Genomic DNA, 12,924 nt, shown 5'->3' with positions numbered 1-12,924 from the left:
TCCGTTCTGGACGGTTCCAGAGCGTGTGTCAGGTGTCCGAACGACCGCCCGGGGGTGGGAGAGAATCCCACGAAAACAGGACGGTGACCGAGATCACCCTGGCAGCATGGTCGGCATGACATCGGCGGCGACCCCCAAGGGCACGAGGCGTCGGTCGCAACTGATCGAGGCCGCCGGGACCCTGCTGCTCGAGGGTGGCTTCGATGCCGTCCGCCATCGTGCGGTGGCCGACCGGGCCGGGATGCCGCTCGCCTCCACCACCTATTACTTCGCCTCCCTCGAGGACCTGCTGGCCGAGGCGGCCGCCTATGTCACGCACAACGAGGAGGAGGCGATCGCCGCCCGCAGCTCGGCCCTCGCCCGCCGCAAGCGGGGCGGGCACGCCACCGCCGAGGCGCTGTCGGAGGTCTTCGTCGGCTCCCGGACGCCGATCACCGAGCTCGCCGCCCACTACGAGCTCATCGCACTCGCGCCCCGGTATCCGCGGTTGCGGCAGGTCGTCGAACAACGACGCGGATTCGTGTCCAAGGTGCACTCCGAGGTGCTCGAGAAGTCCGGCCGGGACTGCGGCCCCGACGACGTCGCCCGCCTGATCGCCGTCGAGGACGGTGCGGTGGTCGGTGCGCTCGGCTGCGGTGCGGGGTCGCCGTTCGATGCGACCCGCGACGCCCTCGACGGGGTGATCGACGTGCTCGCGCCACGACGGTGATCCTCGGTCGGTGGAACCGCGACAACAGATGACAGGGGAGGGCCGATGGCCGGGGGAGAACGGATGACGGGGCGGATTCGACGGTGGCTGGCCACCGTGACCGTCGGCGCGGCGATCGGTGCAGCCGGGATCGGGGCGGGGCCCGCACAGGCGGCGCCGAGCGGCCCGGTGGATCCCGGGGTGCCGTTCTCCTCGGTGGTCTACGGCACCGGCTGCACGTATTCGCTGGTCTCGCCGGTCGATGCGAGCGGGATGGTAGGCTTCTACGAGCAGCAGCGCGGACATCCGCCGATCCTGATCGGTCGGGCCCAGGCCTATCAGCTGGTCGCGACGGTGTTCTGGACCCCGCGTCGGATCGGTGACCGCATCCTCTTTGCCGAGCAGAACGGTGTGCGCGGGCCGTCGATCGTCGCTCGGGTACACCAGGGATACGGCTCGGGCGGAGTGTGCGTCGCAGTGTAGGTCTCGGGTGCCGGCTGCCCCGTCGGTGATCTGCGTGAGCACGTCGTCGGCGCACCACTAGACTGTTCACGTGCCGAAACCTGCCATCTCCAACGTCCTCGCGAGCCGTTACGCCTCGGCCGATCTCGTCGAGATCTGGTCGGCGACCAACAAGATCGCCACCGAACGACGCCTGTGGATCGCCGTCCTGCGGGCCCAGAGCGACCTCGGGATCGAGGTCCCGGAGGGCGCGATCGCCGACTACGAGCGGGTCGTCGACCAGATCGACCTCGAGTCGATCGCCGAGCGTGAGCGCGTCACCCGCCACGACGTGAAGGCGCGCATCGAGGAGTTCAACGCGCTGGCCGGCCACGAGCAGATCCACAAGGGCATGACCAGCCGCGACCTCACCGAGAACGTCGAGCAGCTGCAGATCCTGCAGTCGTTGCGGTACGTGCACGCCCACGGGGCGGCCGTGCTCGCGCGCGTCGTCGAACGGGCCGCGCAGTACTCGACGGTGGTGATGGCCGGTCGCAGCCACAATGTCGCCGCGCAGGCAACCACCCTGGGCAAGCGGTTCGCGTCGGCCGCCGACGAGCTGATGATCGGCCTGACGCGGCTGTCGGAACTGATCGACCGCTACCCGCTGCGCGGCATCAAGGGTCCGATGGGGACCAGCCAGGACATGCTCGACCTGCTCGGCGGCGACGCCGGCAAGCTCGCCGAGCTCGAGTCGCGGGTGGCGACCCATCTCGGGTTCGCGCGGTCGCTGATCTCGGTCGGCCAGATCTATCCGCGGTCCCTCGATCACGACGTACTGTCGGCGCTGGTGCAGGTGGCCGCCGCGCCGTCGTCGCTGGCCCACACCATCCGCCTGATGGCCGGCCACGAACTGGTCACCGAGGGCTTCCAGCCGGGCCAGGTCGGGTCGTCGGCGATGCCGCACAAGATGAACACGCGCAGTTGTGAACGTGTCAACGGCCTGCAGGTGGTGCTACGCGGCTACGCCTCGATGGGTGCCGAGCTCGCCGGTGCGCAGTGGAACGAGGGCGACGTGTTCTGCTCGGTGGTGCGCCGCGTCGCGCTGCCCGATGCATTCTTCGCGATCGACGGGCTGATGGAGACCTTCCTGACGGTGCTCGCCGAATTCGGCGCCTACCCGGCCGTGATCGCCAACGAGCTCGACCGTTACCTGCCGTTCCTGGCTACCACCAAGGTGCTGATGGCGTCGGTGCGTGCCGGTGTCGGTCGCGAGGCCGCCCACGAGGCGATCAAGGAGAACGCCGTGGCCGTCGCCCTGGCCATGCGCGAGGAAGGGCGCGAGCCCGATCTGCTCGACCGTCTGGCCGCCGACGACCGCATCCCGCTCGACCGCGTGCAGCTCGATGCGCTGCTCGAGGACAAGGAGGCCTTCGTCGGTGCCGCCGGCCGTCAGGTCGCCGACGTCATCGCCGCCGCCGAGAAGGTCCTCGCCGCCAACCCGGAGGCCGCGGCCTACACGCCCGCCCCGATCCTCTAGGCCGTTCGGTCACCCCAGACCCTCCACTTTTGCGCAAACCCACGGGGGTGAAGCCCGGGGCATCTGCGCAAGTGTGGAGGGTCTGTCGGTTCTGTGGATGGCCATCCGGCGTCGACGTCGGATCGTGCGACGCTGCTCGGCATGGATCAGTCCGCCGAGATCACCCGCCGTGCCGAGGTGCTCGGTCGCGCCGCCACCGATCGCGTGCTGCAGGCCGTCGTCCGCGACGGTGAACGCGTCCGGCTCTGGCCGGGGACCTTCATGGACTGGCCCGACCACGACGCGCTGAGCACGACCGAGCGGTACCGGATCACCGCGATCGAGTCTGCGCGCAAGGGCGGACCGAACCGCACGCTCAGTCACGTGTCCGCACTCGCCGTCCACCACGTCCCGATGCTGAAGCCCGATCTCCGCCGGGTGCACTACATCGCGCCCGCACCGACCCGGCACACCGCCCGGGTGTCGCGCCACAACGGGATCCTCCTCGACGACGAGCGCGAGCAGGTCGAGGGTGTCTGGGTCACGACACGTGAACGAGCGCTGTGCGACGCCGCTCGTCTCGGCACCTTCGAGCAGGCCGTGGCGATGCTCGACGCCGGGCTGCGGGCAGGCGCCGACCCTGCGCTCATCGACGCGACCATCGAACGGCTCCGCGGCCACATCGGCGTCGAGCGGCTCCGGTATGCCAACGGTTTCGCCGATGCGCGGTCGGAGAGCGTGGGGGAGTCGTTCAGCCGTGCGCTCATGGCGGGTATGCCCGAAGTCCCGACGCCGGAGCTGCAGGTGGAGATCCGCGACGCGGCGGGCCGGTCGATCGGTCGCGTCGACTTCCTGATCGGGGGCGTCCTGGTCGGCGAGTTCGACGGCAAGGTCAAGTACAGCGGCACCCTCGGCGACGACCCGCCGTCGGAGGTGGTCGTCAAGGAGAAGATCCGCGAGGACGCGCTCCGGGCAGAAGGCTATGTCGTCATCCGGTGGACATGGGAGGACCTGCTCGATCCGCGTCGGTTCCGGGCGGTCCTGCGCAAGGGGATGCGGGCCGCGGGACTGCTCTGAGCGTCGGCTCACCCAGACCCTCCACACTTGCGCAGACCCACGGGGGTAAGACCCGGAGCATCTGCGTAAGTGTGGAGGGTTTGTCGGTTGCTCCCTCGAAGGCCCGCGGTGCTATTCGGACGCCTTGTCGGCGTGGCCGAGGGCCCAGTCGGGGAGTGCCGCATCGCGGACACGGCGCTTGAGTTCGGCGGCGTCGGGGAACCCGCCGTCGGCCTTGCGTTCCCAGAGCTGCGTACCGTCGGCCTCGACGACGAAGATCCCGCCGGTACCCGGCTTGAGCGTCACCGCACCGAGATCCGCACCGAAGGTGTTCAGCAGTTCGCTCGCCATCCAGCTCGCCCGCAACAGCCAGTTGCATTGGGTGCAGTAGGTGATGGTGATGTGCGGTGCGGTCATGGCCACCCAGACTGCCAGATCACGACACCGCGCACTAAGGTCGACACCATGCGCCCGGCACTTGAGTCATACACGCACATCGCCTCGGGCAAGGTGCGTGAGATCTACGCGATCGACGACGACACCCTGTTGATGGTGGCCAGCGATCGGATCTCGGCCTACGACCACGTCCTGAGCCCGGTGATCGGCGACAAGGGACGCATCCTCACCGCGATGAGTTTCTTCTGGTTCGACGCCCTCGGCGTGCCGAACCACCTTGCCGGCGGGCCCGAGGACGAGCGCATCCCGGCCGAGGCCGTCGGCCGTTCGATGGTGGTGCGCAAGCTGCCGATGGTGCCGGTGGAATGCGTCGCCCGCGGTTACCTCACCGGCTCCGGTCTGATCGACTACAAGGCCACCGGCGCGGTGTGCGGCGTCGCACTGCCCGAGGGCCTCGGTGAGTCCGACAAGCTGCCCGAGCCGATCTTCACCCCGGCCACCAAGGCCGAACAAGGTGACCACGACGAGAACATCAGCTACGACGCGGTGGCCGCACAGGTCGGCCGGGAGCTCGCCTCCGCGCTGCGCGATACCACCCTCGACATCTACTCGCGTGGTGCGCAACTGGCCGCCGAGCGTGGGATCATCCTGGCCGACACCAAGTTCGAGTTCGGGCGTGACGCCGACGGCGGGCTCGTCCTGGCCGACGAGGTGCTGACCCCGGACTCGTCCCGCTACTGGGAGACCGCCACCTATACGCCGGGACAGGTGCAACCGAGCTTCGACAAGCAGATCGTGCGGAACTGGCTCACCTCGGCCGAATCCGGGTGGGACAAGGCCTCCGACACCACCCCGCCCCCGCTGCCCGCCGAGGTCGTCGACCGCACTCGGGCGCGATACATCGAAGCCTACGAGTGGATTTCGCAGAAGTCCTTCGACAATTGGCCCGGCCCGGCCTGACCGGGCTGGTAAACACATCCGGGTCCACCAGAAACCGGGCAAAGGAGTCTTGTGAGCGACGCGACGCCGTCCACCCCAGCCACCGGCCGCAACGGTGCCCCCGTTGCCAAGAAGGTGCCGCTCGCGCGCACCCACCACGGCGACACCGTGATCGACGAGTACGAATGGTTGCGGGACAAGGACGATCCCGAGGTGATCGCCTACCTCGAGGCCCAGAACACCCACACCGAGGAACACACCGCGCAGCTCGCCGGGTTGCGCGCCGACATCTTCGGTGAGATCAAGTCGCGCACCAAGGAAACCGATATGTCGGTCCCGTCGCGTCGCGGCGCATTCTGGTACTACGGCCGCACCACCGAGGGCAAACAGTATGCGACGCATTGCCGTTGCCCGATCGGCGATGCCGACGACTGGACCCCGCCGGAGGTCTCCGAGACCACCCCGCTGTCGGGGGAGCAGGTCCTGCTCGACGCCAACCTGGAAGCGCAGGGGCACGACTTCTTCAGTCTCGGTGCACTTTCGGTCAGCGACGACGGAAACTGGCTGGCCTACAGCACCGACGTCGTCGGCGACGAACGATATACGTTGCGGTTCAAGGACCTCCGCACCGGGGAGCTGCTGCCCGACACCATCGCCGACACCGCCGGCGGTGCCGTCTGGTCGGCCGACGGCGCACACGTCTTCTATCAGACCGTCGACGAGGCGTGGCGTCCGGACACGGTGTGGCGCCACGACATCGGTGCCGGAACCGACGACGTCAAGGTCTTCTACGAGCCGGACGAGCGGTACTGGGTGGGCATGGGGTCCACCCGCAGCGACAAGTACCTGATGATCGCCGTCGGCTCCAAGATCACCTCCGAGTGCTATGTGCTCGACGCCGCCGAACCAACCGGTGAATTCCGTAGTGTGGCACCCCGTGTCGAGGGTGTGGAGTACACGGTCGAACATGCCGAGGTCGGTGGCCGCGACTACTTCCTGATCGTCCACAACGAAGAACGTGACGGGGTCAAGTACGAGGACTTCGCCATCGACATCGCGCCGGTGGACGATCCGTCGGACCGTACCGAGTTCATCGGGCACCGTCGGGGTGTGCGGGTGGAGGACGTCGACGCGTTCCGCGACTACCTGGTGCTCAGCTACCGTGCCGACGCCCTGCCACGGGTGTCGATCGCCGATCTGCGTCGGATCGACGGGATGCCGGTGGCCGAGGACTTCATCGAGGTGGCCGCAGCCCAGGAGCTGTTCTCCTTGGGGCTGGCCGGCAACCGCGAATGGACGACGCCACGACTGCGTTTCGGCTACGGCAGCTTCATCGAACCGTCGGAGCTGTTCGAGCTCGAGGTCACCACCGGCGAGCGCATCCTGCTCAAACGTCAGCCCGTACTCGGCGGGTACGACCCGGACGACTACGTGCAGACCCGCGAATGGGCGACCGCAGCCGACGGCACGCAGATCCCGTTGTCGATCGTGCGGCACCGCGACGTCGCCGCACCGGGGACCGAGGGGGCCGCGCCCGCACCGTTGCTGATCTACGGCTACGGCTCCTACGAGGCCAGCTATGACCCGGGGTTCTCGGTGTCGCGACTGTCCATGCTCGACCGCGGCATGGTGTTCGTCCTCGCCCACGTCCGCGGTGGTGGCGAGATGGGCCGGCACTGGTACGAGACCGGCAAGACGCTCACCAAGAAGAACACCTTCACCGACTTCGTCGACTCCGCACGGCATCTCGTCGCCCGCGGCTGGACCACGCCGGGTCAGATGGTGGCCGAGGGCGGTTCGGCAGGCGGTCTGCTGATGGGTGCGGTCGCCAATCTCGCACCGGAACTGTTCAACGGCATCCTCGCGTCGGTGCCCTTCGTCGACGCGCTCAACTCGATTCTCGACCCGTCGCTGCCGCTGACGGTGATCGAATGGGACGAGTGGGGTGACCCGCTGCACGACCCGGTGGTCTACGAGTACATGCGCTCCTACACGCCGTACGAGAACGTCACCGCCCAGCCGTATCCGCCGATCCTGGCGCAGACCTCACTCAACGACACCCGGGTGCTGTTCACCGAGGCCGCCAAATGGGTTGCGCGGCTGCAGGAGCTGTCGACGTCGGACAACCCGATCCTGCTCAAGACCGAGATGTCGGCGGGCCACGGTGGCGTCAGCGGCCGGTACAAACAGTGGGAAGAGGCATCGTTCGAGATCGCCTGGATCCTGGCGCAGACCGGGGCGTACACCGCGCCGGCGGAATAGGCCCACAAAGCAACCGCACACACGCAGAACCCCCGGAATCTCGGAAGATTCCGGGGGTTCTGCGTGACTACTGTGACGGGCCGGCCGCCGAGCTCAGTGCATGAACGTCGGGGCGCGGTCGACGTCCTCCTCGACCAACGGCGACTCGATCTTCTTGCGGGGCAGGAAGAACGCCGGGATGATCGTCAGCGCGATCAGGACGGTCGCCACGATGAAGGTGGTACCGAATGCGTCGGCGGCCCAGTCGAACCACTGCGTGGGTGGCTCCGGCGGCAGCAGTCCGGCCTTGACGCCCTCGGCGTACTTCTCCGGTGCCGCATTGGACCCGATCGCCACCAGCGATTCGGCATGCTTGTTGAACATGGTGGCCAGGACCACCGAGATCACCGCGGTACCGATCGACGACGCGGTCTGCTGGACCACGTTGACCAGGGTCGAACCGTCGGGGACCTGCTTGTTGGACAGGGTCGCCAGTGCGGCCGACATGATCGGCATCATCGTCATACCCATGCCCAGACCCTGGACGAACAAGGCGATGCAGACCGCCCAGTACGGCGTGTCGGCGCCGAGGAACACGAAGTAGCCGATGCCGACGAAGATCAGCACGATACCGCCGAGGACGAACTTGCCCGGCCCCATCTTGTCGGTCAGCTGACCGGCGATCGGCATGGTGAGCATCGCGCCCAGACCCTGCGGGGCCAGCAGCAGACCGGCCATCAGCGTCGACTCGCCGCGCACACCGATGAAGTACTGCGGGTACAGCAGTGATGCGCCGAAGAAGGCGATCATGAACAGCGTCATGGTGATCACCGCGATCGCCAGCGTCCGGTTCTTGAACAGCCGCAGATCCAGCAGGGGGTTCTTCGCACGCAGCGCGTGGAAGATGAAGGCGATGATCAGGAGGGCACCGATGATCGCGGTGGTGAGCACTTTGGCGTCGATGAAGGTGCCGGCCTCCGCCGATGACGAGATGCCGTACAGGAACAGTGCCAGACCGGGCGAGAGCAGCAGCAGCCCGACGAAGTCGATGGTCGGTCGGGTGGTCTCCCCGTCGTCACGCAGCACGATCCACGCGTAGATCATGGCGACGATGCCGATCGGGACGTTGATCAGGAACACCCAGTGCCAGCTGGCCTTCTCGATCAGCAGGCCGCCGAGGATCGGGCCGCCGATCGGGCCCAGCAGCATCGGGATACCGAGCACGGCCATGACCGAACCGACCCGCTCGGGGCCGGCAGCCTTGGTCAGGATCATCATGCCGATCGGCATGAGCAGACCACCGCCGAGACCCTGGATCACGCGGAAGGCGACCAGCGAGCCGATGTTCCAGGCCAGTGCACAGAGCGCCGAACCGATCACGAACAGGACCAGCGATGTCAGGTACACCTTCTTGGTGCCGAAACGGGCTGCGGCCCAGCTCGACAACGGGATCACCGCGGCGAGCGCCAGGGTGTAGCCGGTCATCGTCCAGGCGGCACCGGCGGCGTTGGTGTCGAAGGTCTCCTGGAAGGTGTTCTGCGCCACCGACACCACGGTGACGTCGAGGATCGACATGATCGCGCCGAGCACGACCACACCGGCGACGGTCAGCACGTGCTTGTCGAGTTTGGTGTCCGGTGGCCCCTCGTGGAGCTGACCACCGGTGGAGGATTTCGTCATGAGGTGACTTTCTGCTCGTGGGCCGGCAGGCGGGTGGAACGGGTGAAGTCGAAGTAGTCGACGTCGGCGTCGAGGATCGGGCGCAACGCGCGGGTGAGCCCGGTGCGCAACTGGTCGGGGAGGCCGGCCAGGAACCTCGTGACCAGCTCCTTCTTCACTGCCAGCTGTTCGTCGAGGAATCGCTGACCGACATCGGTGAGGGTGATCCGCTTGACCCGACGATCGGCGCTGTCCTCACGCCGGTCGAGGAAGTCCTGGCGGACCAGGCCGTCGACGGTGCGCCCGGTTGCGGCCAGGGACAGACGGATGGCGTCACCGATCTCATGGACGGAGATCGGTTCTTCGGCTGCCCCGACCGCGCACATCACCCGGAACTGGGTGAAGGTGAGGTCGGAACCGGCCATCGAATCCATCGTGTCGGTCTTGGCCACGCAGGCGAGTCGATCGAGGAATCCGTGCAGGACGGCGCCCGATTCTTCGGGAGACTCTGGAGGGGACACCGAAAAATAGTAACGCCGACGCAACTATCTCGTCCACGCAATTATTCGGTGATACGCAAGCATGTCCCGCAACATTGTGAACTGGCTCACGGCGATGGACGGCCGGGACGTCGATAGGCTCGGATCATGACCAATATCAAGGACATCCCGGTTTCCGCCCTCGACGGCTCCGCGCTGAGCCTCGCCGACTTCACCGGACCGCTGCTGGTGGTGAACGTCGCCAGCAAGTGCGGCCTCACGCCGCAGTACGCCGGTCTCGAGGAGATCGCCACCACTTATGCCGATCGGGGCCTGACCGTCGTCGGTGTGCCGTGCAACCAGTTCATGGGTCAGGAGCCGGGTTCGCCCGAGGAGATCGCCACCTTCTGCTCGACCTCCTACGGCGTCACCTTTCCGCTGCTCGCCAAGACCGACGTCAACGGCGACGACCGGCACCCGCTGTATGACGAGCTCACCAAGACTCCCGACGCCACCGGTGAGGCCGGCGACATCCAGTGGAATTTCGAGAAGTTCCTCGTCGGTGCCGACGGTGCGGTGCTGGGGCGATTCCGTCCGCGCACCGAGCCCCTCGCTCCCGAGGTGATCGAGGCCATCGAGTCCGCACTGTAGGACGGCACCGTGGCCGGCACGTCCGGGTCGGATCCGGTGGCGGCACCGGCGCAGCACGCGATCTCATCGGCGCACATCGCAGGCGGTAAGGTGTTCGGTGTTCAGCCAACCTCCGCCCCCACCTCCGGGGAGTGGGGACAGCAGATGGGAGCGTGTGCCGATGGCACGTGTGGTGGTCGACGTGATGCCCAAGGCCGAGATCCTCGATCCGCAGGGGCAGGCCATCGTCGGTGCGCTCGGGCGTCTGGGATTCTCCGGGATCGCCGACGTCCGACAGGGCAAGCGATTCGAGCTCGAGGTCGACGACGACGTCGATGACGTCACCCTCGAGCGTATCGCCGAGGAGTTGCTCACCAACACGGTGATCGAGAACTTCAGCGTCTCCCGGGTCGCGGAGTAGGTCGGCGCGAGATGACAGCACGTATCGGGGTCATCACCTTCCCCGGCACCCTCGATGACGTCGACGCCGCCCGTGCGGCCCGCATCGCCGGTGCCGAGGCCGTCGAGTTGTGGCACGGCGACGCCGACCTCAAGGGTGTCGACGCCGTCATCGTCCCCGGCGGCTTCTCCTACGGCGACTACCTGCGCGCCGGTGCGATCGCCAAGTTCGCGCCGGTGATGGGGTCGGTCGTCGAGGCGGCGGGCAAGGGGATGCCGGTCCTGGGCATCTGCAATGGTTTCCAGGTCCTCTGCGAGGCAGGCCTGCTGCCGGGTGCGTTGGCCCGCAACGAGGGACTTCACTTCATCTGCCGCGACCAGTGGCTGCGCGTCGAGTCCAACACCACCGCCTGGACCACCCGGTTCGAGCGGGGCGCGGAGATCCTGATCCCCCTCAAGTCGGGCGAGGGACGGTACGTGGCACCCCAGCGCAAGCTCGAGGAACTCGAGGGTGAGGGCCGGATCGTGTTCACCTACGCCGGTGACAACCCGAACGGCTCGACACTCGACATCGCCGGGATCTCCAGTGCCGACGGACGAATCGTCGGTCTGATGCCCCATCCCGAGCACGCCACCGAGGCCCTCACCGGCCCGAGTGACGACGGCCTGGGACTGTTCTATTCCGCGATCGACGCGGTACTCGCGAACGCCTGAGGGCGCCGACTCCGATGAGCACCCCCACGCTGCCGACGTCGGCCACCGCCACCGGCCTCGGCGAGTTCATCGACGCCTCACCGTCGCCGTTCCACGTGTGTGTCACCGTGGCCGCCACCCTCGAGGCGGCCGGCTACCACCGGCTCCACGAGGAACATGAATGGGCCACAGAGGTTTTCACGGCCGCCCGTAGCGGCGGTCCGCGGAGCTTCTACGTGATCCGTGGTGGATCGATCATCGCGTTCGACCTCGGGGAGGCCGACGACTTCCGCATCGTGGGTGGGCACACCGACAGCCCCAACCTGCGGCTCAAGCAGCATCCCGACCGCACCTCGGCCGGTGTGGCGATGGTGGCGCTCGAACCGTACGGCGGGGCGTGGCTGAACTCCTGGCTCGACCGCGACCTCGGGCTGTCGGGGCGTCTGGCCTACCGTGACGGCGGCGCTGTCGTGCGCACGCTGGTGCACGTCACCGAGCCGGTGGTTCGGGTGCCGCAGTTGGCAATCCATCTGTCCGCCGATCGCAAGGGCGTGACCCTCGATCCGCAACGACACGTCGACGGCCTGTGGGGGATCGGCGACGCCGTCCCCGGCGTGCTCGACTGGGTCGCCGAGTACGCGGGTATCGATCCCGGTGCTCTGCTCGGCTGGGAGCTGATGACCCACGACGTCGCACCGTCACGGCTGCTCGGCGCCGACGAAGACCTGTTGTCGGCGCCGCGGCTGGACAACCAGGGCACCTGCTATGCCGGGCTGACGGCGTTGCTCGACGGTGCGCCGTCCATCCACACCCGGGTGCTGGCGCTGTTCGACCACGAAGAGGTCGGCAGCGGGTCCGAGCGCGGTGCGGCGTCGGAGTTCCTGCCGACGGTCCTGGAGCGAATCGTGTTGGCGCGCGGCGGGGATCGCTCGGACTTCCTGCAGGCGATGGCCTCCAGTATCTGTGTGTCGGGTGACATGGCGCATGCCACTCACCCCAACTACCCGGATCGGCACGAGCCGTCGCACCGCATAGCGATCGGTGGTGGGCCGGTGCTCAAGGTCAACCAGAACCTGCGCTACGCCTCGGATGCGGTGGGGGAGGCGATCTTCGCGCTCGCCTGCGACACCGCCGGCGTCCCGATGCAGCGCTACACCCACCGCGCCGATCTGCCGTGCGGTTCGACGATCGGCCCGATCACCGCGACCCGCACCGGTCTGACGACCATCGATGTCGGCGCACCGCAGCTGGCCATGCACAGCGCGCGGGAGCTGATGGGCGCCGCCGATGTCCCGATGTATTCGGCTGCGCTGCAGGCGTTCCTGAGCAGCTGATCCGGTCAGTCGGCCGGCGGTTGTGACGGTTGGTGATCGAGCCGGGACCGAGCATCGCGAGGACCCGTGTCGAAATCTCGGTGGTGTGGGTTGGGTGGTGACCAGCTCCGAGGTGGTTGCGTTGGTGTGCTCGGCCGGCGGAGGTTTCGACACGACTTGTCGCTTCGCTCCTCGTCGGCTCAACCATCGTCTGGTCGTTGGTGAGCTTGGCCGGTGGAGGTTTGCGATTCAACCATCGTCTGGCCGTTGGTGAGCTTGGCTGGTGGAGGTTTGCGGTTCGATCATTGTCTGGTCGTTGGTGAGCTTGGCCGGTGGAGGTTTGCGGCTCAACCATCGTCTGGTCGTTGGTGATTGAGCCGGGACCGAGCATCGCGAGGACCCGTGTCGAAATCTCGGTGGTGTGGGTTGGGTGGTGACCAGCTCCGAGGTGGTTGCGTTGGTGTGCTCGGC

The 12,924-nt window shown here is 67.4% G+C and carries 13 protein-coding genes; 10 read left to right on the top strand and 3 right to left on the bottom strand.

Features of this window, described 5'->3' with window-relative positions; genetic code table 11:
• Nucleotides 1-106 precede the first annotated feature (106 nt).
• The 4 genes from ACWDUA_RS16335 to ACWDUA_RS16320 all read left to right on the top strand — a co-directional run bounded on the left by ACWDUA_RS16335 (nt 107) and on the right by ACWDUA_RS16320 (nt 3,725).
• Nucleotides 107-709 (top strand): TetR/AcrR family transcriptional regulator, encoded by a 603-nt coding sequence (locus ACWDUA_RS16335; RefSeq protein WP_449752051.1) that lies wholly within the window; start codon nt 107-109, stop codon nt 707-709.
• A gap of 45 nt (nt 710-754) precedes the next feature.
• Nucleotides 755-1,171, top strand: coding sequence for a hypothetical protein (locus ACWDUA_RS16330; RefSeq protein ID WP_449752050.1), 417 nt, complete (start codon nt 755-757; stop codon nt 1,169-1,171).
• A 70-nt stretch (nt 1,172-1,241) separates the two neighbouring features.
• Nucleotides 1,242-2,669, top strand: coding sequence for an adenylosuccinate lyase (gene purB / locus ACWDUA_RS16325; RefSeq protein WP_449752049.1), 1,428 nt, complete (start codon nt 1,242-1,244; stop codon nt 2,667-2,669).
• Nucleotides 2,670-2,810: 141 nt separating this feature from the next.
• On the top strand, nt 2,811-3,725 hold the full coding sequence (locus ACWDUA_RS16320) for a hypothetical protein (RefSeq protein WP_449752048.1): 915 nt from the start codon (nt 2,811-2,813) through the stop codon (nt 3,723-3,725).
• Nucleotides 3,726-3,836: 111 nt separating this feature from the next.
• Here ACWDUA_RS16320 and ACWDUA_RS16315 read toward each other — a convergent pair whose 3' ends face one another.
• Nucleotides 3,837-4,121, bottom strand: coding sequence for a SelT/SelW/SelH family protein (locus ACWDUA_RS16315; RefSeq protein WP_449752047.1), 285 nt, complete (start codon nt 4,119-4,121; stop codon nt 3,837-3,839).
• Between the two features lie 48 nt (nt 4,122-4,169).
• Between ACWDUA_RS16315 and ACWDUA_RS16310 the strand changes: the two genes are divergently transcribed.
• Both ACWDUA_RS16310 and ACWDUA_RS16305 read left to right on the top strand, forming a co-directional pair.
• A complete protein-coding gene (locus tag ACWDUA_RS16310; RefSeq protein WP_449752046.1) occupies nt 4,170-5,060 on the top strand; it encodes a phosphoribosylaminoimidazolesuccinocarboxamide synthase in 891 nt (296 codons plus the stop codon).
• A 51-nt stretch (nt 5,061-5,111) separates the two neighbouring features.
• Nucleotides 5,112-7,301: a S9 family peptidase gene (locus ACWDUA_RS16305; RefSeq protein ID WP_449752045.1), complete on the top strand. Its 2,190-nt coding sequence runs from the start codon at nt 5,112-5,114 to the stop codon at nt 7,299-7,301.
• 93 nt (nt 7,302-7,394) lie between these two features.
• On the opposite strand, the gene ACWDUA_RS16300 is transcribed toward ACWDUA_RS16305, so the two are convergent.
• Complete coding sequence (locus tag ACWDUA_RS16300) at nt 7,395-8,960, bottom strand: DHA2 family efflux MFS transporter permease subunit (protein WP_449752044.1); 1,566 nt, start codon at nt 8,958-8,960, stop codon at nt 7,395-7,397.
• Nucleotides 8,957-9,460, bottom strand: coding sequence for a MarR family winged helix-turn-helix transcriptional regulator (locus tag ACWDUA_RS16295; RefSeq protein ID WP_449752043.1), 504 nt, complete (start codon nt 9,458-9,460; stop codon nt 8,957-8,959). Before ACWDUA_RS16295 ends, ACWDUA_RS16300 begins: the two co-directional genes overlap by 4 nt.
• A 126-nt stretch (nt 9,461-9,586) precedes the next feature.
• On the opposite strand from ACWDUA_RS16295, the gene ACWDUA_RS16290 reads away from it, so the two are divergent.
• The 4 genes from ACWDUA_RS16290 to ACWDUA_RS16275 all read left to right on the top strand — a co-directional run bounded on the left by ACWDUA_RS16290 (nt 9,587) and on the right by ACWDUA_RS16275 (nt 12,474).
• Nucleotides 9,587-10,069 (top strand): glutathione peroxidase, encoded by a 483-nt coding sequence (locus ACWDUA_RS16290; RefSeq protein WP_449752042.1) that lies wholly within the window; start codon nt 9,587-9,589, stop codon nt 10,067-10,069.
• 160 nt (nt 10,070-10,229) lie between these two features.
• Nucleotides 10,230-10,469 carry a phosphoribosylformylglycinamidine synthase subunit PurS gene (gene purS, locus ACWDUA_RS16285; protein WP_449752041.1) on the top strand — a complete coding sequence of 80 codons (240 nt, stop codon included), beginning with the start codon at nt 10,230-10,232 and terminating at the stop codon, nt 10,467-10,469.
• Between the two features lie 11 nt (nt 10,470-10,480).
• A complete protein-coding gene (gene purQ / locus ACWDUA_RS16280) occupies nt 10,481-11,161 on the top strand; it encodes a phosphoribosylformylglycinamidine synthase subunit PurQ (protein ID WP_449752040.1) in 681 nt (226 codons plus the stop codon).
• Between the two features lie 14 nt (nt 11,162-11,175).
• A complete protein-coding gene (locus tag ACWDUA_RS16275) occupies nt 11,176-12,474 on the top strand; it encodes a M18 family aminopeptidase (RefSeq protein ID WP_449752039.1) in 1,299 nt (432 codons plus the stop codon).
• Nucleotides 12,475-12,924: the final 450 nt, after the last annotated feature.

This window comes from Gordonia sp. NPDC003376 (genome assembly GCF_053589235.1).
The sequence above is the reverse complement of the archived record's forward strand: the minus strand, read 5'-3'. Positions and strand labels throughout refer to the sequence as shown.